The organism is candidate division WOR-3 bacterium (genome assembly GCA_039802005.1).
Taxonomy (GTDB): domain Bacteria; phylum Hydrothermota; class Tepidihabitantia; order SM23-42; family JAOAFX01; genus JAOAFX01.
Genome location: JBDRVV010000021.1, coordinates 1 through 25,413, shown reverse-complemented (window position 1 = coordinate 25,413; position 25,413 = coordinate 1). Strand labels below are relative to the sequence as shown.

Sequence of the window (25,413 nt, the reverse complement as noted above, 5' to 3'; positions counted from 1 at the left end):
AGGGGAGGAGAGCTAACTAACTATCCTCCTTTTCAATTTTTATTCACGCGGGATAGTAATAACCTGTTTCGGGTGTATCAAATCAGGATCTTTAATCTTATCTTTGTTTGCCTCATATATTTCAGGCCATTTCTTTGCATCCGAATATATTGAGAGATATGAGGCAATCATCCATAGACAGTCGCCCGGAAGCACGGTATATGAATCAAGGGTGGGAATCAATAAAATCCAACCCGGATATATCAAATTCGGGTTTTTAATTTTATCCTTATTGGCTTCGTATATCATAGGCCATTTTTTGCCATCAGCATAAACATTGCGCATACTTGCAATCTTAGAAAGCCAGTCACCTTCGTTAACCTTATACCTACCGTATTGGCATCTTTTCCAGGTCTCTTTCAATTCTGCAAGTTTGTTCTTCAGTTCATCGCGCCTTGATTCCAGACCAGAAATCTCTGCTTTTAAATTCGCTACTTCGGATTCAAGAGTTGAAATTTTTGCTTCTGTCTGTTGTAATTGTTCTTTTACTCGCAGTAACTCTGCCTGCGCCTGTTCTTCAGTCAGTTTCTCTTGCGCAAAAATTATTGTAAAGGGAAGCAATAAAAGTATTAAAATTGTCATTTTTCTCATTTCAACCTCCTATTTCTTCTTGCAACGGGAGTCTATCTTTGTCTGTAGCGCATCTACCTCAGCAGAGAGATTCGCAATTTCCTGTTCAAGTTCAGCCTTTTGAGCAAGTAATTGTGCCTTTGTATTCTCAAGTTCTGATAATCTTGCTTCAGCAGATTTTAGTGCAGCACGCGCTTCGTTCAGAGCATCCATTGTCTCCTTCTTTGCCCATTTTGGTCCACAACCCCAAAATATTAGAGCAAGAAGAAGGAAACAGACATATTTTTTCATAAAACCTCCTTCTTGGATTGGCATAAATAATCATATATAATTTTTAAAAAAAGTCAAGTTCATTATCTCCTCTCACTTCTGTTGACTAACAATAATTTTCGGATATAATTATACGAGGTTGCTATGGAAAATATAACAAAAACTCTTGATGCCAGGGGGCTTTCCTGTCCGATGCCAATTGTGAAGTTGTCCCAGGCTATGAAAGAAATGAAAATTGGCGAAATTATTGAAGTTGTAGCATCCGACCCTTCTTTTGTGCCTGATGTCGAAGCCTGGTGCAGAAAGACCGAACAAAAATTGATTGAAATTAAAGAAGGGGCTGAAGAAATAAAGGCATATATTCAAAAAACAAAGTGAAAGGAGTAAAATGGCTAAAGACAGGGTATCAATAATTGTATTCAGCGGTGAACTTGATAAATGCCTTGCCGCATTTATTATTGGCACAGGTGCTGCAGCCTCAGGAATGGAGGTTGATATGTTCTTCACCTTCTGGGGTCTGAGTGCCTTGCGGAAAAAAGGGGTAAAGGTCAAAGGAAAATCACTTATTGAGAAAATGTTCGGGATGATGTTACCAAAAGGCGCTGACAATCTTGCATTATCCAAAATGAATATGTTGGGTATAGGAACGAATATGATGAAGGATGTGATGAAGAAAAAGAAGGTTGCATCATTACCCGAACTCATTGACATAGCAATACAACTTGGTGTGAATCTTTATGCCTGTGAAATGTCAATGAATGTGATGGGTTTGAAAAAAGAAGAACTGATTGATGGGCTAAAAGGCGTGGTCGGAGTGGCGACATATCTTGAAAATGCCTCAAAAGCGCAGATAACACTTTTTATTTAAAATTATGGAAAAACAGAATAAAAGAATCGGTTTTCTTGTCATTGGTGGACCGTATACATTTGAACATCTGGATACTGTCTATCATTTGAGCAAGGCAGCGATTGAAAAAGGTATTAATGTTGATATCTTTCTTTATCTTGATGGTGTGATCGCATTAAACAAAAATATAAAATCACCAGGTGAAAGGCACATCCCATCCATGATGAAGGAACTCGCTGATTTAGGAGCGAAGATTGTTGCCTGTGGTGACTGTGCACACTTTCGTGGGTTATTTCGTGAAAATGTCATAGAAGGAACAAAACTGACCGGTATTGCAACACTGGCTGAAATGATTGAAGAATGTGACCGATTTATAAGTTTTGGAATTGACCAATGAAAAAAGTAGTTATATTAAGCACAAAACCACCTTATGGCTCATCAGTCAATGCTGAGGCGTTCCGCGCTGGTTTAGGATTAGCATTCTCAGATACAGTGGTCGATTTAATACTAATCGGTGACGGTGTTTATTCAGCAATAAAAAATCAATCCCCAGAAAAACTCCAGATGAAACCAATCGCAGAAGTTTACAAAAATATTGCCGAATACAACATAAATCTGTTTCTTGATAAGGATTCAATTGAAGAAAGGAACATTAAAATTGAAGAACTTGTGTCTACAAATGTCATATCTATAGCACAATTAAAAGAAAAGATTGATACTGCTGATGTTGTGTTGACATTTTGAATTATGAAAACCCTTTATCTTTTTAGCCAAACTCCGAACGACCAAAATATAAATTTCGTAAAAAAATTAATAGATAAATCAGATTGTATTGTCTTTATTCATAATGGAGTTTATATTGCTAAACATAAAGTAGAACTGGATTGTCAAAAGTATGTATTAAAAGCAGATTTAGAAGCACGCGGTATTGAGACGGATTGGGAGACACTTGATTATGATAGACTTGTTGATTTATTTTTTGCTTATAACAGAACAGTAACGATATAGAGGTTATAACGAGATCCTCGGCTTTCCTCTCCCTTGAGGGAGAGGACAAGGTGAGGGTGGAAGGAGTTATAATGAGTGAAATATTCGGTAAAAACAAAGAAAAGAAAGAGCAAATAAAAGAAATAATAAAGCAACTGCATAGCGGGGCTAACCTTGAAGAAGTAAAGAAAAAATTTGCTGATATCGTTAAGGGTGTGACTGCTGAAGAAATCGCCAAAATTGAAGAAGAACTCATTAAAGAAGGTATGTCTGTTGAAGAAATCCACAAACTCTGTGATGTTCATATTGCAATGTTTAAAGAATCCCTTGAAAAAGAAAAACCTATTGCACCAAGTGGACATCCAATCAACATACTAATGGAAGAACATAAATTATTGCTATCCTATGCTGCTGAAATTAAAAATGTAGTTCAGATATTAAAAACAAAAAGCTTATTTATAGAAATTAAAGAACAGATTGATTTTTTGGAGCATATTGCAACCCATTTTAAGGATTCAGAGAAACACTATTTGCGAGAAGAAAATGTTCTCTTCCCTTATCTTGAAAAACATGGTATTACCCAACCACCTGCGATTATGTGGACAGAGCATGATAAAATCAGAGAAATGAAAAAAGAATTTTACGCTATACTTGAAAAGAAAGAGGTTTTAGATTATAGAGAATTTGTCCAAAAAATTGAAAAAACAGGAATGAATATCAATGAAATGCTGGCAAGCCATTTTTATAAAGAGAATAACATTCTATTTCCTACTGCAATGAAAGTTATCAATGAAGAAGAATGGCAAGAGGCTAAGAAACAATTTGATGAAATTGGGTATTGTTGTTTTACACCGGATGTAGGCGATAAAGCCTCAACACCCACCGGTGAAGGGAGAGCAATCATGACTGAAGGCATGGTAAATCTTGAGACGGGTAGTTTCACTATTGAAGAGCTTGAAAATACATTAAATACACTACCTGTTGACATTACATTTGTTAACAAAGACGACACTGTAGCATATTTTAGCCAGACAAAAGACCGGATTTTTACGAGAACCAAGGCAGTGATTGGAAGAAAAGTGCAACAATGTCATCCACAAAAAAGTGTCCATGTGGTCAATCAAATCCTTGAGGATTTCAGAAACAAAAAAAGAGATTCAGCAGATTTCTGGATTAATATGGGTGGAAGATTGATATACATAAGATATTTTGCAGTAAGAAATAAAAATGGTGAATATCTTGGGTGTCTTGAAGTGACACAGGATATTACCGAAATTCAGAAGATAACCGGTGAGAAGAGGTTATTATAGGGAGGATTTATGGCAAATCTTTTCTGTGCAAGCGAAGTGATTGAAATAAGTATTGAAGCAAGGAAAAGAGGACTTGAGTTTTATAAGAAAGTAGCAAAAAGAACGAAGTCAAGCGATGTAAAAGAGACCTTCAAATGGCTTGCTGATAGAGAAGAGAAACAATTAAATGAATTACAGGAGATTCTCAAAAAGATTGAAGTCTGCCAGCCTTTTGAGTTATATCCGGATGAGTATTCTATGTATGTTCAGGCGTTACTTAAAAAGCATAAGTTCAATAATGTGAAAAAGAAAGACTTACTGAAAAAGATAAAAACGAATGCCGATGCAGTAGACACCGCGATTGAATATGAAAAAGATTCTCTACTAATACTTTATGAAATGAAAAATTTCGTCCGCAAGCAGGAATTGAAAATTATCAATAAATTGATAAAAGAAACTCAATCAGATATATGCCGTTTGAATAACCTCAAAAAGTGTCTATCAAGCAAAGACCTTAAAACCTGCCTTTTAAAATAAAAATGAAACAAGTCTATCTTGATAATGGTTCAGCAACCAGAATTGATGAGCGTGTCTTTGATGCAATGCTTCCATTTCTGAAAGAAGATTATGGCAATGCCCAGAGCATGCATTCATTGGGTCAGCGTGCAAAGGATGTCCTTGAAAATGCTCGATCAGATGTGGCAAAATTGATAAATGCCCGTCCCGAAGAAATAATCTTCACTTCCTGCGGGTCAGAATCAAATAATCTTGCGATTAAAGGTGTTGCCTATGCCCAGAGACAAAAAGGCAAACATATCATAATCTCAAGTATTGAACATTTTTCGGTATTGCAGGCGGCAAAGCGACTTGGACAGGAAGGATTTGAGATAACATATTTACCGGTTGATAAATACGGGTTTATCGCTCCGGATGAGTTAGAAAAAAATTTAAGAAATGATACAATACTTGTCTCAATCCAGCATGCGAACCCTGAAATTGGTACGATACAGCCGATAAAAGAACTTTCTAAAATTGTGCACAACGCAGGTGCACTTTTCCACACCGATGCAGTTGCCAGTGCCGGCATAATACCTGTTGATGTGAATGAACTCGGTGTTGACTTACTCAGTCTTGCTGGTGCAACGATTTATGGTCCAAAAGGAGCAGGTGCATTATATTTGAAGAAAGGAATTCGTATCATCCCACTCATTGATGGTGGAATCCAGGAATCCGGTAGAAGGGCAGGTACAGAAAACATACCAGCAATCGTAGGATTTGGCAAAGCATGTGAGATTGCTATCACAGAAATGGATATAAACCGAAAAAAGATTGAATTGTTACAGAAAAAATTGATTGAAGAATTACCCAAAAGGATTGAATATATATATCTGAATGGTCATCCCGAAATGCGTCTACCCAATAATGTAAACTTTTCGGTTGAATTTGTAGAAGGCGAAGGGATGCTACTATTTTTAGACCAGAAAGGAATCTATGTAACAAGTGGTTCCGCTTGCACATCAAGGGCATTGAAGATGTCCCATGTATTGCAGGCAATAAACCTTGACCCGGCAGTTGCCCAGGGCTCGGTATTGATGGTGCTTTCAAAATATAATACGGAGCAAGATATAGACTACATTCTCAATGAATTTCCACCAATAGTTGCACAACTACGAAATATGTCGCCACTTTATGCCTATTTTTTAAAAACCGGCAAGAGAATGGAAGCCGGACCCGGCACCGATTACGACCACCATCACGAAGTAGAATAGCTTTTTTATCCGCAGTTCTCGATTTTCACACATCTCAAAATATTCTTATCAATCTCAAATTCAACCGGAAGAAATTTTTTGACAACCCAGCTATTGGTCTGGGCATGGAGCGTTAATTCAGAAAATTTTGTTGCGGTTGTTCTGCCTGTTTGGTAAGTTGCAAGTGCCATATATGGTATAATCTGGTCAACCATATATTCATCTACCGCGGGCGTGCTTTTTAAAATTTCTTTTAATCTTTTTGCAGTCTCCTCTCCGATTCTTTCAGCAGGTTTTCCCTTTTCACCTAAACCATCAACTCCAATAATACTACTTTCAAATATTGCAACGGAATGGATAAAACAACCTGCAGAATCAGTGTCAACATATTTATATTTGAAATTTGCTTCCGGATATATGCTCTGAAATCCACTGATAAGTCTTTCAGCAACCCGTGCTTCTTTAAGATGTCGTGAAGAGATTGATATGACATCAACTTTTTTGAACTCACCAGGGTCAACAAAATCAACGGCTTGCAGAATACCCGGATTGATAATGACCGATACCTCTCCCCCACCCTGTGGATAAAATCCGTGCCGCTTTATATCAACTGAAATATCTATTCCCATTTTTTTTAGATAGAAACAAAAGACATCCATAAAATAAAGGATTGTCGGACTGAATGGTACCGCTGTTCCACCTTTTATATTGAGTCGTAAAATCCCTGGAGCAAAAATACCAATTGGCACCAGTGTCTGCAATATTAATGTTATTGCACCGGCAGTCTTGGTATCAATCTCATAGAATCCACCTTTTATCGCACCGGGGATAAAACTTATTTCTGTTGAATTCAATTCAGCTCCAGTTAATTCGGCATTACAAATTTTTGCTGATACCTTTATTCCTTCAAGGTGTTGTGGTTTCAATCCGGGTTTTTCCCTGCCTTTTCTTATGTTGTAGATTTTTACGGACTTTTTTGTAAGTGTAGAAAGGGCAATCGCAGTCCGAATGATCTGACCACCGCCTTCCAAGTATGAACCATCAATTTCTATCATTTCACCCTCACCCCCGTATCAAGTACGGGGCAGGCTCTTCCCCTCTCCCATAAAGGGAGAGGGGGAAAAAAAGGAAAATATTTGTAGAACATCAATCTCTAACATAGTATCAGATGAACTCTTTGGGGATACCTTCAGGAGTGTATGCAATCAGGGGCTTTATACCTGTTCTTTTCAATCGTTCAATCACATGCGGATACAAAAAAACATATTCTTCTTCAAAATCATCAATTATCTTGATAGAAATCTTTTTTAATCGTTCTTTCAATTGGATAATATTCTTATCCGGGCTGAAAGACAACATTACCGCAAGGTTAAATCTTACCCCGGCATTTACAAGATTCTGAAGATTATCCAAGACCAAATCAAATGTCTCGGGTATTGAATTGGTTAGCATTGAAAATTCTTCTGGCGTTGTTCCTTTTAATGATACACGGATGTGTAAATTTTTGAATGCCGAAAGTTTTTTTACAAAATCAATATCAAGAAGTGTGCCATTAGTTTCTAAAATAAAAAGAAATTTTGTTTTATCAATAATTGATATAACAGAAATTACATGCTCTTTGGATATCGTCGGCTCATTTCCACTTATTCTTACATAACGATAATTATTTTCTCTTGCACACTTTATAAGATTTTCCGCAACATAATCCGGTGCATAGAAATTGCCTATCTTCTCAGAGTTATCCCTCGGTTTATCACTCCAGCAAAAGACACATTTTAAATTGCAACCACAACAATCAGCAGTTGCGATACCGCCATACCAGCGTCCTGCCCTTACAAGCCGATAATATTTTCTACTATTATTTTGAGCAATTAGCGGCTTAATCTCTTCAGCATATCTTAAAGGCTCTATCAAAGCCATTGAATAATATATTGAAATGTTTGCACTGTGTCAATATTTTTATCACCCCCACCTTAATCCTCCCCCATCAAAGGGGGAGGAAAAAGAGGAGGAATCAGTATTGACTTTATGATAAAAATAGTTATAATAATTAGAAGGAGGTTTTATGCCCAAATCAACAAAAATATGTGTCATAACAATCGCTGTCCTTTTTATATTCTTTTCTTCCGGGTATGCAAACCCGAACTCGCGGATTAGCAATGAGTATCAGAGGTTGACTAAAAGAGCTATAGAAAATCAACCGACGCCATACACACCATCGTTTACCAGAGGTGGTATTCTTTTCGTAGAAGACCCTGCAGATGCCGGTTTTGGACCTGCCACAAAACCCGACCCGCTATGGACCAATACATTGAATGACCTGCTTGGCACTGGAAATTATGGCTGGTTTGGACCAACAACTGACCCAACTGCAAATGGTCCTGACCTGTCGACAATGCAGAACTATGACCTTGTTATATGGAACTGCTATGATTTCTGGTGGGATGATATGGCACTCACATCAACCGACCAGACAAATCTTCAAGATTACATAAATGGTGGCGGGAAGGTATGGCTATTGGGACAGGATATTATATACAGCGGTGTTCCGACTGCATGGCTTGCCACAAATTTCCACTTGTCCAGTGTGAGTGAAGATTATTGTAATGATGCTACTTCGTTGAATATACAAGGTCTTGCTGAGATCAATGGTTATACATTTACCACATATTGTGATTATCAATCAAATGGATTCTGGTGTGATGCATTAACTCCTGATGCACAGGCACACCATATCATACAGGACCTTACTTATAACCAGTATAACTCCATTGCCTATCCTAATACAGCACCCCTTCAAACTTCTTTCTGGACGGTTGATGGAAGAAATCCATCTAATTATAATGAATGGCTTAATATGGTTTATGGAATGCTTGAAGCTTTTGGTGTCTATGGAGTTGCCGAAATTCCTCAAAAAACTCCAGCAAGGAATATCAGCATCATTATTACACCTTCAATTCTAAGGTATAGTGTATCAATAAATTATAATATTCCAGTGTCGGGTGAAACAGAAATCACTATCTATGACAAAACAGGAAAGGCTGTAAAAACATTGGTTAATAAACATAAATCTGCAGGCGTGCATAAGGTAATATGGGATGGTAAAGATGAAGAGGGCACCCGGGTTGCTAATGGTGTATACTTTGTAAAAGCATCCTGTGGAAAATATACCTGTAGTTCAGTGCTAACTGTAATTAAATAAAAAAGTTTAAACAATAATAAAAAGGCAGACCAAAAGGTCTGCCTTTTTTCTATTGACTTTTTTATTAATACTTGTATAATATAAAAGTGAAATTGTTGCTTGTAACACCGCGTTCATCCGATAAGAAACCGCCGATAGGTTTGAAAATACCCCAACTTGCTTTACATATTCTTGCAGCATTAACTCCACCAGATATAGAACTCACAGTAATTGATGAACAAATTTGTGATATAGATTTTAACAAACAATATGACCTTGCTGGTATTTCAATAATGACTGCCAACGCACCAAGGGGATACAAAATTGCCCAGAAACTAAAAGAAAAAGGCACGAAGATAGTCTTCGGAGGCATCCATGCCTCGGTCTTACCTGAAGAGGCATTGAAATTTGGGGATTCTGTTGTAGTGGGTGAGGCAGAAGGTGTGTGGCAGAAAGTGATTGAAGATTTTAAAAATGATGGACTTCAAAAGATATACAGGCCTGGGCCATTTGATTTAAGCAAGTCCCCCCTGCCGAGAAGAGACCTCAAACTTGAACCGGTTATCCTGGGCTTTAAATGGCCTGGATTCTTTACAACGAGGGGTTGCCCGTATAATTGTGAATTCTGTTCAGTGAGCGATGTATTTGGCAAAAAAATAAGGCACATCCCAATCCCCAATGTCATTAGAGATATTGAAAATACCGGTTCAAAGATATTCTTAAATCTTGATGATAATGTCGTAGGAAATCCAAAATATGCTAAAGAGTTATTCCAGGCACTTGCACCCCTGAAGATTGAATGGGGTGGGCAGAGCACGATTAATATTGCCCGAGACACTGAACTACTGAAATGGTGCTATAGATCCGGATGTCGCGGATTATTCATTGGTGTTGAATCAATATCAACGAAGGGTTCAGCGGGTTTTCAAAAAACCTTGAAGACAATTCAGGAAAATCTTGATGCGGTAAAAATGATACAGGATGCGGGCATACTGTTCCATCCTTCTTTTGTATTTGGTCTGGATGATGATACAGAAGATATATTTGAGAAAACCCTTGATTTCTTGTATAGAGCGAGAATAACAACTGCAACCTTTAACATTTTGACACCATATCCCGGGACGCGCCTTTATCAAAGGTTCAAAAATGAAGGCAGACTTCTGACCGAGGACTGGAGTAAGTATAACCACTCAACAGTTGTATTCAGACCAAAAAATATGACAATTGATGAATTAATTGAAGGCTATTATTTTTTAAAAAAAGAATTTTATTCAATATCAAATATCTGTGAAAGAGTCTTACGATTGAGTGAAATATCAAATGTGGGATTGGTTCAATTCTTTTATGCAGTTTTCAACAATATTGCGGGAAGAAAGATAACACCGGAATCTGCTTCAAGTAATTACACAGGTCGGGCATAAAAAAGATCATCTTTTAAATAACCCTTTATTTGAAGAATCGGTTCTGATTCTTCCCTTGGTCTTTCAAACATAACAACTTCAAGAAAACCGGTCTCATCATCCACTGTGTAGAATGACATATATTTTTTCGTTCTGGTAAGAATCGTTCTTTTTGCTATCATAAGACCGGTGAAACTGTTCAAATGCTGTATTGATCGAATATCGGAAATTTTTATCTGCCTTTCAGGATATAAAAATTCTAAGATATGCATCATGGGAAGGAATCCCAATACATTGAATTGGGACTTTAATTTCAATTGCTGGTTAAAATCATTAAATTCTTTATCAGACCATTCTTCTTTTATAAAGATTTCCTGCCCTGTTGATTTTTTCTGGTTATTTTGATAAAGAAATCTTAAAAGCCTAAAATATAACTCTGTCCATGATTTGCCCAATATATCCATTGCCCCGGATTTTATCAGGTTTGTGCCTTCCTCAATATCTGGTTTTACAAAGGAATAGAATTTTTCAGAATTCTGGAAAGGTCTAAATTTTAATATTTTTTTAATCGTTGTATGGGATAGATTCCTTATTCTACAAAGTCCAACAACAAGTGAGCCATCTTTTATAGAAAATCCATATTCACTTCTATTTATATCCGGACCAATGATTTTTATCCCCCATCTTCTTGCTTCATTTATGTAGGCATATACTGGATAATAACCACCTTCGTTATTAAGCAGTCTGCAAAAAAATTCCAGTGGAGCATAAAATTTCTGATATGCAGAGAGATAGGCAAGTGTAGCATAAGTAAGACTGTGTGCCTTATTGAAACCAAATGAAGAGAACGCCGAGATTCGCTGCCATACCCGTTCAATCTCTTTTTTGCTATATCCAAGTTTTGCGGACTCAATAAAAAATTTTTCTTTTATTTCGTTCATCAAATTTGAACCCCGTTCTTTGGTCATTGCCCTCCTTAAAAGGTCGGCATCATCAAGATTGAAACCCGCGAAGCGATTTGCGATATTAAGAATCTGTTCCTGATATACCGGTATACCTAAGGTCTCTTCCAGAATATCTTTGAGGTCGGGATGTAGATAATCCACTCTTTCCTTACTACCAAGTCTTTTTAAAAATCTTTCTTTCATTCCACCCCTTGCTGGTCCGGGTCTTATGATTGCAATGGCATTGGCAATATCCATTAGACTTTTTGGCTTTATCTTTTTCAGGACCTGCCTTACCATTGGGCTTTCAATCTGAAAACAACCAAGGGTCTTCCCTTCAGAGATAAATCTGTATACCGAAAGGTCAGTCAAATCTATTTCTTCTTTTTTAAGATACAATCCAGGGAATCCGCGAACACCGAGGATATCAAGTTTTACGAGCCCCGCAATACCTATTGCATCCTTGTCATAATGGGTAACCGCTCCCTGGGGGCTGGGATAAAGTGGAGCATATTTAAAGACCGGTTCAGGTGTGATAACAATACCACTGGGATGGGATGCAAAATATTTAGGATAACCATCAATCCTTTCTGCCAATTCTGTTATTTGTGTAATCAATTTTTCACCGAAATGGTCTTTGATTCTTTTCAATTCTAATGGTGAAATACCACAGGCACGCGCTGAATCCCTGAAGCCAGCCCGGGTCTGGAATCTATTTATCATACCGATTCTTGCGACATAATCATTTCCAAACTTTTTATAAATTTCATTTATCAAATATTCACGCTGGCTGAATTCTACATCAAGATCTATGTCTGGTGGTTCACTCCGTTTTTGATTTAAAAACCTTTCAAAAGGTAGATTGTATTTTAATGGATTAACAACCGAAAGACCGAGCAGAAACAAGATAAAAGAAGATGCCGCAGAACCACGCACATTCACCCCAATCCCTTTTTCTCTTGCAAACTCCTTTAATTCATAGATTAAACCAAAATATGGTTCAAAACCCATATCTTTTATAATCTTGTATTCAAATTCCACCCTTCTCTTCTCATTTATGGTCAATTTGCGATAAAATGGTTTAATAATTTCAATCAATCTCTTTTTTGTTTCGGGAAAAATCCAGGACTCTGCCTGAGGAATATATATACAATCTTCGGCAATTTTAAAAAGATTTCTGGTCGCTTCAGGATAGATATCATAAAATCTTATAAATTTATCGGGTTTAATCAAATAAGATATTTTTTTATCTTCGGCTCTAAATTTTTTTATTATGGACAAAAGTCTATAGATAATCCTGTCTTGAGTTTTGACATAAAATATTTCATTAGCACCAATAAGAGGAATTTTTTTATTAGGTATAAAGCAGGAATCTGGAAATATAAGAAAATAAGTATCTTTAAATGCTGATGACAACTCATCAATGAGATTTAGAGAATTAGATAAAAGAATCAAACCACCTGCATGTTCTTTTATAAAATTGATATCAAGTTTTTTAAAGGCGTAATGAGTGAGAATCTGGCACAGGTTTATATAACCAGTCTTATTTTTTATGAAAAGATATAAATATTTTTTATCTACCTGACTAAAGCCCCTACTACAATTTGATATGGATATTCTTGAGCCGATAATGGGCTTTATTTCATAATCATTAGCAAATTTTAAAAATTCATTCAATCCGAAAAAAGTATCATCCACAATGCCACAACCTGGTATACGATATTCTTTTAGTGTTTCAAACAATGTTTTAAAATCAGAACCACCAAGTCCGTAGTTGCTATGATAAAGAAGGGGAATATACATAAAATGCCTAAAAGCCCAAAACCTGTCCCGTTGAAGAACGGGATACCTAAATACCTATAACCATAAAAACTGCTTGAATTGTGGAATTCAAACATTATAGGTTATCCCGGGATTGGCTGGGATGCCGGGTTTAACAGAAAATTTCTTTGCCGGCAGTATTGCATTGAAGCCGAATTTTAACCGCGTCCGATCAAGTGCATAATTCAATCTGACCAATCGGTTTTCATCTTTAAAAAATATTGAAGGCTGGAATCCATTATATTCAAAACCTGAAAGGGAAATCCCGATAAGCCTTACCCGTTTATTTTCCCTTAATATATCCTTTAATACAGGTAGACAAATCTTGTAAATCACCTGCTGGGCATTAGTGCTTGATGGTAATCTTATCCTGCGGGTAATAGTTTTAAAATCTGAAAACCTTACCTTCAGAGTAGATACCCGAGCACCTAAACCATTTTCTCTCAACCTCTGGCAGAGTGATTCAAGGAGTTCATAAAACACAGAGGTTATCAATTCCAGATTTTTAGTATCCTCTATAAGGGTTGTTTCCTGGCTCGTTGACTTCATACTTTGCAAAATTTTATAATCCCCACCTGAAATAAATGACTTGATAGCAAGACAATTCTTGCCTATAGCAGTCTCCAGAATCCAATCTGGGGTATTAAAGAATTCTCCAACTGTATTGATATTTAAATTTTTCAGCACCTCAAATGTCTTTGGTCCAATACCAGGCAGAACATCAACAGGTAGGGGAAACAGAAAATCTCTTTCCTCTTCGGGTTTTATCATCAATAAACCATCGGGTTTTGAATGATCGCAGACAACCTTTGCAATTACCTTTGTACGGGCAATGCCTATAGAACAGGGAAGTTTTAGACAATCTCTGAGTACCTGCTTTAATTTTTTTGCTAATTCAAGTGGCGTACCAAATAACCTCTCTGTTCCCCTTATGTCAACAAATGCCTCGTCAATAGATGACATTTCTATGACCGGTGAATAATGATAAAGTATTTGTTTAAATCTTTGTGAAAACTCCTCATAAATTGAAAATTTTGGTCTTATATATAATCCATCCGGGCAGAGTCTATATGCCCTGGATATTGGCATTCCTGCTTTAATGCCCAAGTTTCTTGCCTCATAGGATGCAGAAGCAACGACCCCCCTTTCACCGGGCAGGGCACCAACAACTACGGGCTTTCCATTAAGTTTTGGATTCAATGCCCGCTCAACCGAGACAAAAAAGGCATCTAAATCAACACAGAGATACATATTAAATCCCAAGTACCAAGTACCAAATCCTAAACAAATTCCAAAATCCAAACACAAAGGAGCAAAATAAATTAAAATTTTTAATCGATTTAGGCATTTAGGTATTTTGGACTTTTAGATATTTATTTTTCTAACCACCCCAATCACCTTTCCAATTATCTCAAATTCCTTTTCTATTGTCGGATAATTGTCGTTCTCCGGTTTCAAAACAAAATTGCCGTTTATTCTTCTTAAGCGCTTTATAGTTGTTTCGCCTTCCAAATTTGCCACAATTATGTCGCCATCCTCTGCATTTTTATCTGGTCTAACAACCACAAGATCACCATCATATATATGGGCATTCACCATACTATCACCCTTTACCTTCAGCAGAAAACAATCCTGCCAGGAAAGGGGATTAAAATAACCTTCAATCTCTTCAAATGCAAGTTCGGGGGTTCCAGCAGCAACCCTACCAACTATCGGTATCTTCTTTACTTCTATCCTTAACCCCCTTGCTTTCGTTCCCACCTTTGTTATCAAACCATCACGGGCAAGATTATCAATATGAACCTTCACCCCCTTTGTGCTCTTTAATCCGACCATCCCGGCAATCTCCCGGATTGTCGGAGGATATCCATAATCCCTCACAAAATCCTGGATTGCCTTAAGAATCTGCTGTTTCCTGTCTTGTCCCATAAAACCTCCTTCATCTCAAACCTAACCCATTGACCATTTATATGTAAACATTTGTTTACATATATATTATAATCATAATTTTGAAATCGTCAAGGGGTAAAATTGCATTTATACCCTTGACAACCTCCAATTTTTTAATATAATATATATAGTGAGAAGCGGGTTTTTTTTCACATTTTTGGCATTTATCCCCTATATTTCTTTTTTTATTAAAATAATAACCTGAAAGGAGGTGTTAATCTAAATGACCAAGATAGTGGTCTATGAAGGCGAGTCTTTTGACAATGCGATGCGCCGATTCCGTAAGTCAGTGGAGCGCGCTGGCATTCTTCGTGCAATAAAGAAACACGAAGTTTATGAAAAACCGAGTGAAAGGAAAAAACGGCGCTTACTCGCGGCAAGAAAGAAAGAACTTAAAAGACAACGGGAGGAATTATAGAAAGAACCCATGCTGAACAGGTTCTTGAACTTCCCAAATTGTTAAGTATTCTTGCTGCTTATTGCCAGACAGAGCCGGGTAGATTAAAAGCCCTCAATATACGCGAATTTACAAAACAGGAACTTGCCGAATATGAGCTGAGAAGGATTGATGAAATTAGAAAATCGGGAGAACGGGTTGATTTTTACATCCCCTTTATGCCAGGTGAACTCAAAACACTTATAATTGCGCAATCATACCTGCCAATAGATATTTTCCATACATTGCGCCTCTTTTTCATACATCTGAGAACCCTCAGGAACAGATACGAAAAAGGAAAGCTGCAAAATTATTTTAATAAATTCCATAACTATGAAAATATAATTGAAGAGATAAATGCGAAGATAGACGATAATAAAGAAATAAAAAATGACGCCTCACCGGTTCTTTATAAGATTAGAACGAGAAAAAGAACGCTTTATAACCAAATAAAAAATGAATTAAAAGAAATACTCACTTCTACCCCACATCTCTTCACTGAACTAAATATTGTTGAACGAAATGGCAGGTATGTATTGCCAGTCAAGGCAAATCTTAAACATAATTTACCAGGAATTGTTCACGCATATTCAAATTCTGGAGAAACCATATTTATTGAACCAATGCAAATTGTTGAATTTGGGGCTGAACTCGTTGAACTTGAAAAAGAAGAACAGGATGAAATCATAAATATACTCAAGGCGTTAACTTCAAAAATCAAGTTAATTATTGATGATATTGAATCTGACATTGATTATGCAGCAAGTCTTGACCTGCTCTTTGCAAAAGTAAACTACGCATCGGATTACAATTGTGCCATGCCTATTTTTGGCAACCATCTAAATATAATAAATGGCTTCCACCCATTATTAAAATATCTAAAAAAAGATACTGTGCCATTAAATCTTGGGATGCCTGTTGATAAAAAAGTTTTATTAATCTCAGGACCAAATGCCGGGGGAAAGACCGTTGTTTTAAAGACCGTTGGCTTACTCTGTATGATGGCAAAATGCGGAATGTTTATCCCAGCAGACGAGGGGACCGTTCTCCCTTTTTTTGATGAAATTTTTGCAGATATCGGTGATGAACAAAGCCTTGAATCTAATCTCTCAACTTTCGCGGGACATCTTTTACAGATAAAAAATGCGTTTGATTCAAATAAGACGAATAACCTTGTACTACTTGATGAATTAATGAATCAAACATCTGTTGAAGAAGGTTCTGCACTCGCTTCAGCAATAATGGAAGAACTGGCGAAAAGAAATAACATAGTTCTGGCGACAACCCACAACGAAAGTCTCAAGATCTATGTTAGCAAAAAGGCAGATATGTTAAATGCTGGTATGGAATTTACCGATAAACCCACTTACCGACTGATTCTTGGCATTCCCCAACCAAGTAATGCACTGAAACTCGCCGAGCAAATGGGATTGGATAAAATTGTTATTGAAAAAGCAAAGTCATATCTGGATAAAGAAAAAGAATCATTAAACGAACTTTTTGAAAGTTTGTCTAAAGAATTGACGATAGTTCAGGAAGAAAAAAATAGGCTCAATAGATTGATTTCTGAGTACGATTCCAAACTCGCTGAATTCCAGTCTAAAAAGAAAAAAGAGATGACGGAATTGAAGGAAAAGTATCAAAAAGAATTACTTAAAGCAAAACATAGGATAGAAGAGCTTGTGAGAACACTGAGAAAAGAAGGGCCAAAACCTGAGCTGGTTAAAGAAACAAAAGAATTTTTTAACAAAGAATTAAAAAAACAAGAATCAAAAATACCTTATTATCCACAGATTGGTGAAATGGTCAAAATAAAAGGGTCAAACAGGGCTGGTATTGTTCTCGCTCAACATCAGGGAAGGTTCAAAATAGGATTTGATAATTTATTTTTCTGGGCAAAACCAGAAGAAATTGAACCAGAGGCGAAATAATGGTTGAGAGAGATAAAATAGACGAAATAGTCAGGCAGACCGATATAGTAGATTTGATTTCTCAATATATACAATTAAAGAAAGTCGGTAAGAATTACCGCGCCCTTTGTCCATTCCATTCGGAAAAGACCCCTTCATTCTATGTTAGTCCGGAAAAAGGTATTTATTATTGTTTTGGATGCAAAAAGGGCGGTAATGCGATTAGTTTTTTAATGGAATATGAACATCTTGATTTTCCCGATGCCCTGCGTAAACTTGCAAAAAACCTCGGAATTGAAATTGACACAACAAAAAACCTAAAATATAAAGAATTGTACGAAGTGAATGAACTTGCAACACAATTTTATTCACTCGCCCTCAGTAAAGAAATTGGTAGAAGAGGTCAAAATTATCTTAAAGAAAGAATGATTGACCCCGAAAAATTAAAAGAATTCCGAATTGGTTATGCACCAAGTTCGGGCGGTTTGGTCACATTTATGAGACAAAAAGGGATAAACATAGAAAAGCTTATAAATGCCGGGCTTGTTTCACAGAATAGAGAAACATTCCACGACAGGATTATCTTTCCGATATTCAATCTTGCGGGAAGGGTTATCGGATTTGGTGGAAGAGGAATTGATGATTATATTCAGCCCAAATATTTGAATTCTCCCGAAACCCCTATCTTCAAAAAAGGTGAAATTTTGTATGGTTTATTTCAGGCAAAAGAAGCAATGAAGTCAAAATCTGAAGCTATACTTGTTGAAGGTTATTTCGACCTTCTAAGTCTTTATCAATCTAATATCAAAAACATTTGTGCACCGCTTGGAACTGCATTGACTGAAAATCAATCGCTGTTAATCTCACGATATGCAAAAAAGGCGAATATACTTTTTGATGCTGATGTCTCAGGGATTAAGGCAACACTCCGTGCAATAGGAATATTAATAAATGCCCAGGTTGATGTTCACATTGTAGTTATGCCTGAAGATTACGACCCCGATGAATTTATAAAAGAAAAAGGATTAGATGCCCTTAATAATCTCATCAGCTCTGCACCCGACTTTTTCACATTTTATAGAAGCATATCAAAAATAAAAAGTGTTGAAGACGAGGCAAATTTAATAAAAGACCTTATAGAAATCATAGGCAGAATACAGGATCCAATAAGGCTTGATCGTTACTTGAAACATACTGCTACGGTTTTTGATATTCCAATCGATCTTTTAAGAAGAAAAGTGGGGATGGATTTCAGTTCTAAAAAGCCCATGCAGCAGGAAAAGACCGCGGTAATTAAAAAACATAATCCCGAAGAAAAATTGATTATTTTAATTCTAAATAATTTAAAATATTTCAATCGTGTGAAAGAAATTGTATCAACTGAGGATTTTAATGATACCCGAGTGAAAAATATATTTGAAACTTTATTAAAAAATGAAAACTTTTCAGTACAGGAATTAGTTGATTTAAAGATTGAAGAAGATTTAAAAAATCGGCTTCTTGCCTCACTCATTGATTCCGAAAAGTTAAGTGAGGATGATTTTGTTCAATCATTAAATTTTTATAAAAAGAACATTTTGAGGTCAAAATTAAGAACAAGAATTAGTGAGGCAATAAAATCCGGAGATAATGAATCTTTAAAAAAATATAAAGAATTACTTAAAAAATAAAGGAGCGAAATGGTAAAATATTCTCAAAAAATATTTGAAAAAGCAAAAGAAGCAGGAAAAATTACTATAAATGAGATTAATAACCTTATCCCTGAGAATGTGACACCTGAAGAGATTGACGAGGTCCTTGATTTGCTTGCAAGGAATAATATTGTCATTGTCCAAAGCGAAGAAGAAGAGGTTCCCAAACCAGGTGCTCCAAAGAGTGTCCAAAAAGCTGAAGAACCGATACGGGCTTATTTCCGTGAACTGGCTCGCTATGATCTTCTTACTAAGGATGAAGAATATGAATTCTCAGTAAAAACCGAAGAAGGATATCGGATGATTGTAAAGGAATTCCTCCGTTATCCCTGTGCATTGTACGAACTCATTTCAGTATGTAAACAGGTGGAAATGGGCAAAAAGAGCCTCGATCAGATATCACGAGTTGAAATTGAAGCAATAATGGATAAACATACTTTCTGGGCTGAAAGGCAGAAATTCATTCGCCGTGTTAAATCGCTTGAAAAGGATTATAATGTTCTATTAAAATACTACAAAAAGGCAGAAAGGGATCGTTCAAAATTACTAAGAGGAATTATCTTTCATAAAGAAGAACGCGTTAGAAAAGCAATTGAAAAACTTGCGTTACAACACAGTGTGTTGAATTGTGCCATACAAAAATTCAAAGAAAATCTTGAACGGCTGGAGAAAATTGAAAAAACATTATTAAGATTGCGCAATCAAGATGGGATAAACGCATTTACAAAAGAAAAACGAAGATTACTTAATGAACTTGGTAATAAGCCTGATCGAGCCCACATATCGTTAAAAATAATTGAAAATCTCGAAAGTATGATTAATCGTTCGCGTCAGCGTATGATTGAAGGAAATGTAAGATTGGTTATATCAATTGCCAAAAAATATGTGAATCGCGGGCTTGAATTCGCGGACCTTGTGGGTGAAGGTAACAATGGTTTAATTAAAGCAGTAGAAAAATTTGATTACCGTAAAGGCTACAAATTCTCTACTTACGCAACCTGGTGGATTAGACAGGCAATTACAAGGGCAATCGGTGACCAGGCAAGGACAGTGAGGGTGCCCGCTCATATTCTTGATACAATGAATAAAGTAGCACGTGCCCAAAGAGATATGACCCAGGACCTTGGCCGTGAACCGACAATTGAAGAAATAGCCCAGCACCTGGATTTACCGACAGATAAAGTAAGAATGGTGCAGAATATTTCACTCATTCCAATCTCACTTGACAAACCAATCGACGACGAAGAGTCAAGTTTTGTAGGGGACTTCATCAGTAACCCTATGTCCGATTCTCCATCAAGAAGGGCTGCAATTTCAATTTTGAAAGATCGCTTCAATGAGATTTTAAAAGATCTGCCTAAAAGAGAAGAAAAAATTATACGACTGAGATTCGGACTTGGCAATGGAACACCGAAGACCCTTGAGGAAGTCGGAAGAATGTTTAACATCACAAGAGAAAGGGTTAGACAGATTGAAGCAAAGGCGCTGCGTAAACTCCGTCATCCGACAAGACTGCGTAAACTTCAGGTATTTAAGGATTTAATTGAAATGGAATAATTTAAAAAATGCCTAAAAGAATAAAATACCTGAATACCTAAAATCAGATATGAATAGATACGAGGTGGTTGTCATTGGTGCGGGACCCGGTGGTTATCCCTGTGCAATTAGACTGGGACAATTAAAGAAGAATGTCCTCGTTGTAGAATCTGGTGAACTTGGTGGGGTATGCCTTAATCGGGGATGTATCCCCACCAAGGCTTTGAGTTTTGCTGCAGAAATAATAGAAAATTTACAGAAGGCGCAGAAAATAGGTCTGAAAATAGCAAATAACGGAGTTGACCTACAGACTCTCCGTAACCATACTGAAGGTGTAGTAAAAAGATTGCGTGCAGGCATTGAATATCTTTTTAAAAATAATAATGTTCAATGGAAGAAGGCAAAGGCAAAAATAGTATCTGAACATAAGGTTGAATTAGAAAGCAATGGCACAGTTGAAAACATTGAAGCAGAAAATATTATAATCGCTACTGGAACTGAAATCATTGCCCTGCCTGGTTTTGAATTTGATGGAAAATTTATCACCAACACCGATGACGCCTTAAAATTAAATGATATTCCAGGAAAACTCCTTGTCGTAGGTGCCGGTGCCTGTGGTTTAGAACTTGCCACAATCTATTCCAGTTTAGGAAGCAAAGTTAAAGTTGTAGAAATTATGGATCAGATTTTACCGGGTATGGAGACCGAACTCTGTGAAAATCTTTATAAGATTTTGAAGAAAAAGGGGATTGATATTTTATTAAAATCAACGGTCCAGGGTTACAAAATTGAAAATAATAAAATAAAAGCAGAGATTAAAGGGCCCGAATCTACAAGCATAGAGGAATTTGATAAAATTTTAATAACTGTCGGCAGGAAACCAACCGACTACGCATTCAAAAATCTCGGTATTGGAGTTGATAAAAAGGGCTATATATTGGTTGATGATTCTTTTCGCACAAGCATAAAAAACATTTTCGCCATTGGTGATATAAACGGTCCGCCCTTACTCGCACACAAGGCAACAAAACAGGGTATTGAAGTTGCAGAAATTATCGCCGGGATCAAAAATAGGAGAGGAACCCATGCTGTGCCATCCTGTGTCTTTACAATACCTCCATTATCATCGGTTGGACTTACCGAAAAAGAGGCGATTGAAAAAGGATTTAAAATAAGGGTTGGAAAATTTCCTTATCGCGCTTCGGGCAAGGCATTATCAATGCTTGAGACCGAAGGAATGGTGAAAATAGTAGCTGAGGAGGATGGCAAGATTCTGGGTCTTCATATCCTCGGTGCAGAATCTCCAAGTTTAATTAGTGAAGGTATTCTCGCATTAGAGAAAGATTTGAAAGTCAGCGACATCTCTGAAATTATCCATCCCCACCCTACCCTGACTGAAATCATTGGTGAAGCTGCAGAAAATTTCTACAAGAAAGCAATACACATAATTAACTAAATCCCAAAGATCAAGCACCAAATACCAAACTCAAAACAATTTGTTAAATTGTTAAATGGTTAAATACTTAACCATATGGTTTCAGGTATCTTTGGTATCTTGCATATCTTTTGATTATATATATTATATTTCTATGCCTTCGAATAAAACTATCGGTGTTATTGCGGTCATCGGGGCAAGTATAATGTGGGCACTGGAGCCGATATTTGCAAAATTATCTTTCCAAACAACCAATGTCTTGAATACCTTTGCCACAAGGATTTTATTTTGTTTAGTTATTATCACTATCTATACTCTAACAAAAAATCCCAGAGAATTGCGGGTCAAACCAAAAGAATTCAGATGGTTAATATATCTTTCCCTTGTCGCAACCCTGTTTGCTGATTTTATTTACACTTACGCCTTCACTAAGGTGATGGTAATAAATGCGGTCCTCATCGGACACATCCAACCAATTTTCATTATAATCTTAGGCTATTTCTTTTTAAAATCAGATAAACTTACAAAATTTGACTATCTTGGGATCTTATTTATGATATTTGCTGGTATTTTTGTATCAGCGAAGACAGTTGATAATCTAAAGAACCTTAGATTTGGCACTCTTGGCGACATTTTAGTTCTGCTGGCAACCTTTGCCTGGGCAACAACCGCCATCACCACCAGAAAATACTTAAGAGAACTCCCTGCACAGGTCATTGCATTTTATAGATTCATATTTGCCGGAATAATATTTTTTGTTTATCTTTTGCTGACCCATGGAATAAAAATAGCAAATATATATCAGGTTCTTTTGGGCTTTGTAATTGGCGTTGGCACAATTTTGTATTATGAAGGACTAAAAAGAATCAAAGCCGCCCAGGTTTCTGCCTTGGAACTCTCCACCCCATTCTTTGCTACATTCTTGGGATATGTTATATTAAAAGAATTCATTACCATTATGCAATTTTTGGGTTTGCTTTTCTTAATGGTCGGTATCTATTTTATTTCAAGAAAAGAAAAAGGTGAATAATTTACTTAATTGAGTTTTGAAATATTTTTCATACCGATCTTCGTTGACTTTTTCAGGAAATTTGATATAATATTTCATTGCCAGCGTAGCTCAGGTGGCAGAGCAGCGGTTTCGTAAACCGCAGGTCAGCAGTTCGAATCTGCTCGCTGGCTATAATTTTTCATAAGATTGTAACAGCAACACTGGATCTGACGGGCTTGAATATTTGTTTGTCATGACAGTTTTATCTTTTTACCAACCTGTGGCAAAAAGTTTTCTGGCAGCATTTAGTCCACATTTCTGATATCTATTATATTCTTTTGCAGCACGACTCTTAATCTCTTCTCCACTTTCTAATTCTATCCAGCCATCAATTGCAGACTTTAAGGTATAGGCTTCAGGCGCAAGCAAATTGGTTGTCCATAACAAAGGATAACCACCAAGTGAATCTAAAATATTATAAAAACTATTCTTACTCAGGCAGGCAAGAATTATAACATCCTTTGGTTTATTATTTCCAGACGGCCTCGGTAGGCTATCAAGTGTAAAATCTAATAATCCATTGTGCCCAACATAACAGACCAATTGTGGCACCACACCATTTTTGAAGTCCAAATTCACTTCATTCACGGGCAATCCAATTTCTGTTCGTAAAATTGTATCCTTTGCAACCATATTGAGAAAGTCAAAGATTGCCTCTTTGATCGCGCCTCCTCTGTAGGCATCAGCAATCATATAAACATTCTTATCTTTTCTTTTAAGTATACACCGCTCAAGAATATTCTCACTGACATTCTCAACATTCACTACCATTCGCCATTCTTTACTTTTCTTAAAATATGACTTTATTCCACCACCCGCACCCCAGTATAAATTATTTCCAGGGTCATCACCATTGCCGAGCCTTGGTGGAACCGTCACAATGCCCTGATGTTCATTATCGCATAGCGCCACAATTGCATAAATTACAACAGCCTTGTTATCCGCCATTAATTTTTGCAAGTTTTTGACTATTTCTTCACGCAATTCAATTCTATTGCCCGCTCCCCTTGAGGGCCTTATCTGAAATTCCCTCCCTTGATGGGAGGAATTAAGGGAGGGTGAATTATCTGAATTTTCAGGAGAAAATTGAGAGGATGGGGACTCAATTATTGTCTCAAGCCGTGTCACAAAAATAGCATCAAAATAAATATCTTCCAGAGGCTCAATGACTACCTTATCCCCGGGCCTTGCATTCAAACACAACGCAACCCCACATGAATCAAAACCTGCAAATATCCCCATATGCCATACCCAGTAAGGAATACTATCTATATAAACAAGCGGAATATCAGTATCATAAATTTTTTCTGTAACCAAAAAATATATTATATCACCCTTTCTTAACCTTGTATGTTCAAAGTCCCCCTTCAATACACCATCCAGACCTTCAACAGGTCTTCCTAAGTTGCCACTTTTAACCAATTTTGATGGATAAACGCTCAATTTTTTCCAATCTTTACCAGTAACATCTTTATATGCCAGAAATATCAATCCCATACAATCCAACTTCTCTTTTGACCTCCCGCTCCACACAAACTGTGCACCAATGTATTTCTCCGCCGCTTCAAGGAGTTTTTGCCCCATACTCATAGTATCGGAATCTTCCTTTGTTTGCGCCGGCAATGAATGCAATGAAATAACAATACCAATAAGAAAAATCAAGAGCTTATGAGATTTCACTTCGCAAAAATTACTCTCATTCATCATTTTTTAACTCGTAGATATTGAAGGGCCAACCATTTTTTAGGTCTTCTGTCTTATTTGCCAATTAGCAAAGCCGCTGTCATATCTCGTCAAAATGAATATACAAGTGAAACTGCAGAGCTCTTTCCGTTATTCCATATACCCTGCGCCGGCGCAGGATTTCCATTACAATAGACTTTAAAAGTCTTAAATGAATTCTTTTGGTATAAATCGCCCGGCGTGTATAGACATAAGGCAAATCTTTTAGTTTTTTAATAACATTATTGTAAAATTTGATGTCCTTTTTGTCATTAAATGCCTCGCTCTCTCTTATGTCCGCTTTTATATCATTAATATCCAGCAGTTCAAGCCAGAAAAACGGCAATGCATTATGCCAGAATCTCTTTAAGTATCTCAACTCCTTATTCCGATAATCATTGAAATTTTTGTACTTCAGATATTCAAAACCAGAATCAACAGCCTTTCTTAAAATCCTTAGATTCTCCTTTTTCACGCTTTGTATCCGGGGTGGAGGTTCAATATAGACAATATCCGGTCTCTGGAGGTCTGATAAATAGGACTTCAATTCCCGCAAATACGTTTTTTTGATATTCTTAAGGACAAA

25 protein-coding genes and 1 tRNA gene are annotated in these 25,413 nt (G+C 36.7%); 17 read left to right on the top strand and 9 right to left on the bottom strand.

Annotation, left to right across the window (positions count from 1 at the left end; translation table 11 throughout):
* Window positions 1-39 precede the first annotated feature (39 nt).
* Together ABIL69_07830 and ABIL69_07825 are read right to left on the bottom strand one after the other, a co-directional pair.
* Window positions 40-630: a LysM peptidoglycan-binding domain-containing protein gene (locus ABIL69_07830; protein MEO0123896.1), complete on the bottom strand. Its 591-nt coding sequence runs from the start codon at window positions 628-630 to the stop codon at window positions 40-42.
* Window positions 631-639: 9 nt separating this feature from the next.
* The gene (locus ABIL69_07825) at window positions 640-924 is read right to left on the bottom strand and encodes a hypothetical protein (GenBank protein ID MEO0123895.1); all 285 of its coding nucleotides are present in this window, start codon (window positions 922-924) and stop codon (window positions 640-642) included.
* 99 nt (window positions 925-1,023) lie between these two features.
* On the opposite strand from ABIL69_07825, the gene ABIL69_07820 reads away from it, so the two are divergent.
* The 8 genes from ABIL69_07820 to ABIL69_07785 all read left to right on the top strand — a co-directional run bounded on the left by ABIL69_07820 (window position 1,024) and on the right by ABIL69_07785 (window position 5,771).
* Window positions 1,024-1,257, top strand: a complete 234-nt coding sequence (locus tag ABIL69_07820) for a sulfurtransferase TusA family protein (protein ID MEO0123894.1) — start codon at window positions 1,024-1,026, stop codon at window positions 1,255-1,257.
* A 10-nt stretch (window positions 1,258-1,267) separates the two neighbouring features.
* Entirely contained in the window at window positions 1,268-1,747 is a 480-nt protein-coding gene (locus tag ABIL69_07815; GenBank protein ID MEO0123893.1) for a DsrE/DsrF/DrsH-like family protein, read from the top strand.
* 4 nt (window positions 1,748-1,751) lie between these two features.
* Window positions 1,752-2,123 carry a DsrE family protein gene (locus ABIL69_07810; GenBank protein ID MEO0123892.1) on the top strand — a complete coding sequence of 124 codons (372 nt, stop codon included), beginning with the start codon at window positions 1,752-1,754 and terminating at the stop codon, window positions 2,121-2,123.
* On the top strand, window positions 2,120-2,470 hold the full coding sequence (locus ABIL69_07805) for a DsrE family protein (GenBank protein ID MEO0123891.1): 351 nt from the start codon (window positions 2,120-2,122) through the stop codon (window positions 2,468-2,470). The genes ABIL69_07810 and ABIL69_07805 overlap by 4 nt, the downstream gene beginning before the upstream one ends.
* 3 nt (window positions 2,471-2,473) lie before the next feature.
* Entirely contained in the window at window positions 2,474-2,734 is a 261-nt protein-coding gene (locus ABIL69_07800; protein MEO0123890.1) for a DsrH/TusB family sulfur metabolism protein, read from the top strand.
* A 71-nt stretch (window positions 2,735-2,805) separates the two neighbouring features.
* Window positions 2,806-4,023: a DUF438 domain-containing protein gene (locus tag ABIL69_07795; GenBank protein ID MEO0123889.1), complete on the top strand. Its 1,218-nt coding sequence runs from the start codon at window positions 2,806-2,808 to the stop codon at window positions 4,021-4,023.
* 9 nt (window positions 4,024-4,032) lie between these two features.
* Window positions 4,033-4,539: a hypothetical protein gene (locus tag ABIL69_07790; GenBank protein MEO0123888.1), complete on the top strand. Its 507-nt coding sequence runs from the start codon at window positions 4,033-4,035 to the stop codon at window positions 4,537-4,539.
* 2 nt (window positions 4,540-4,541) lie between these two features.
* Window positions 4,542-5,771, top strand: coding sequence for a cysteine desulfurase family protein (locus ABIL69_07785; protein ID MEO0123887.1), 1,230 nt, complete (start codon window positions 4,542-4,544; stop codon window positions 5,769-5,771).
* 5 nt (window positions 5,772-5,776) lie between these two features.
* On the opposite strand, the gene rtcA is transcribed toward ABIL69_07785, so the two are convergent.
* Both rtcA and ABIL69_07775 read right to left on the bottom strand, forming a co-directional pair.
* Window positions 5,777-6,805, bottom strand: a complete 1,029-nt coding sequence (gene rtcA, locus ABIL69_07780) for an RNA 3'-terminal phosphate cyclase (protein ID MEO0123886.1) — start codon at window positions 6,803-6,805, stop codon at window positions 5,777-5,779.
* A gap of 109 nt (window positions 6,806-6,914) precedes the next feature.
* Window positions 6,915-7,670 carry a radical SAM protein gene (locus ABIL69_07775; GenBank protein MEO0123885.1) on the bottom strand — a complete coding sequence of 252 codons (756 nt, stop codon included), beginning with the start codon at window positions 7,668-7,670 and terminating at the stop codon, window positions 6,915-6,917.
* Window positions 7,671-7,815: 145 nt separating this feature from the next.
* On the opposite strand from ABIL69_07775, the gene ABIL69_07770 reads away from it, so the two are divergent.
* Entirely contained in the window at window positions 7,816-8,952 is a 1,137-nt protein-coding gene (locus tag ABIL69_07770) for a FlgD immunoglobulin-like domain containing protein (protein MEO0123884.1), read from the top strand.
* 86 nt (window positions 8,953-9,038) lie between these two features.
* Window positions 9,039-10,352 carry a radical SAM protein gene (locus ABIL69_07765; protein MEO0123883.1) on the top strand — a complete coding sequence of 438 codons (1,314 nt, stop codon included), beginning with the start codon at window positions 9,039-9,041 and terminating at the stop codon, window positions 10,350-10,352.
* Here the strand turns inward: ABIL69_07765 and ABIL69_07760 are convergent.
* The 3 genes from ABIL69_07760 to lexA all read right to left on the bottom strand — a co-directional run bounded on the left by ABIL69_07760 (window position 10,334) and on the right by lexA (window position 15,025).
* The gene (locus ABIL69_07760; GenBank protein ID MEO0123882.1) at window positions 10,334-13,078 is read right to left on the bottom strand and encodes a PHP domain-containing protein; all 2,745 of its coding nucleotides are present in this window, start codon (window positions 13,076-13,078) and stop codon (window positions 10,334-10,336) included. The genes ABIL69_07765 and ABIL69_07760 overlap by 19 nt on opposite strands.
* Before the next feature lie 87 nt (window positions 13,079-13,165).
* Entirely contained in the window at window positions 13,166-14,347 is a 1,182-nt protein-coding gene (gene dinB / locus ABIL69_07755; GenBank protein MEO0123881.1) for a DNA polymerase IV, read from the bottom strand.
* Window positions 14,348-14,461: 114 nt separating this feature from the next.
* Window positions 14,462-15,025, bottom strand: a complete 564-nt coding sequence (lexA, locus tag ABIL69_07750) for a transcriptional repressor LexA (protein ID MEO0123880.1) — start codon at window positions 15,023-15,025, stop codon at window positions 14,462-14,464.
* Window positions 15,026-15,269: 244 nt separating this feature from the next.
* Here lexA and rpsU point away from each other — a divergent pair, with 244 nt between their 5' ends.
* The 7 genes from rpsU to ABIL69_07715 all read left to right on the top strand — a co-directional run bounded on the left by rpsU (window position 15,270) and on the right by ABIL69_07715 (window position 23,236).
* On the top strand, window positions 15,270-15,464 hold the full coding sequence (rpsU, locus tag ABIL69_07745) for a 30S ribosomal protein S21 (GenBank protein MEO0123879.1): 195 nt from the start codon (window positions 15,270-15,272) through the stop codon (window positions 15,462-15,464).
* 38 nt (window positions 15,465-15,502) lie between these two features.
* Entirely contained in the window at window positions 15,503-17,413 is a 1,911-nt protein-coding gene (locus tag ABIL69_07740; GenBank protein ID MEO0123878.1) for a hypothetical protein, read from the top strand.
* Window positions 17,413-19,062, top strand: a complete 1,650-nt coding sequence (gene dnaG, locus ABIL69_07735; GenBank protein ID MEO0123877.1) for a DNA primase — start codon at window positions 17,413-17,415, stop codon at window positions 19,060-19,062. Before ABIL69_07740 ends, dnaG begins: the two co-directional genes overlap by 1 nt.
* A gap of 9 nt (window positions 19,063-19,071) precedes the next feature.
* Window positions 19,072-20,640: a sigma-70 family RNA polymerase sigma factor gene (locus ABIL69_07730; protein MEO0123876.1), complete on the top strand. Its 1,569-nt coding sequence runs from the start codon at window positions 19,072-19,074 to the stop codon at window positions 20,638-20,640.
* Between the two features lie 49 nt (window positions 20,641-20,689).
* Window positions 20,690-22,075, top strand: coding sequence for a dihydrolipoyl dehydrogenase (lpdA, locus tag ABIL69_07725; GenBank protein ID MEO0123875.1), 1,386 nt, complete (start codon window positions 20,690-20,692; stop codon window positions 22,073-22,075).
* Between the two features lie 133 nt (window positions 22,076-22,208).
* Entirely contained in the window at window positions 22,209-23,084 is an 876-nt protein-coding gene (locus tag ABIL69_07720; protein MEO0123874.1) for a DMT family transporter, read from the top strand.
* 79 nt (window positions 23,085-23,163) lie between these two features.
* A tRNA-Thr gene (locus tag ABIL69_07715) sits at window positions 23,164-23,236 on the top strand.
* 79 nt (window positions 23,237-23,315) lie between these two features.
* Here ABIL69_07715 and ABIL69_07710 read toward each other — a convergent pair.
* The gene (locus tag ABIL69_07710; GenBank protein ID MEO0123873.1) at window positions 23,316-24,695 is read right to left on the bottom strand and encodes a hypothetical protein; all 1,380 of its coding nucleotides are present in this window, start codon (window positions 24,693-24,695) and stop codon (window positions 23,316-23,318) included.
* 193 nt (window positions 24,696-24,888) lie between these two features.
* Window positions 24,889-25,413: hypothetical protein (locus tag ABIL69_07705; GenBank protein MEO0123872.1), on the bottom strand; the 525-nt coding region annotated here is incomplete at its 5' end.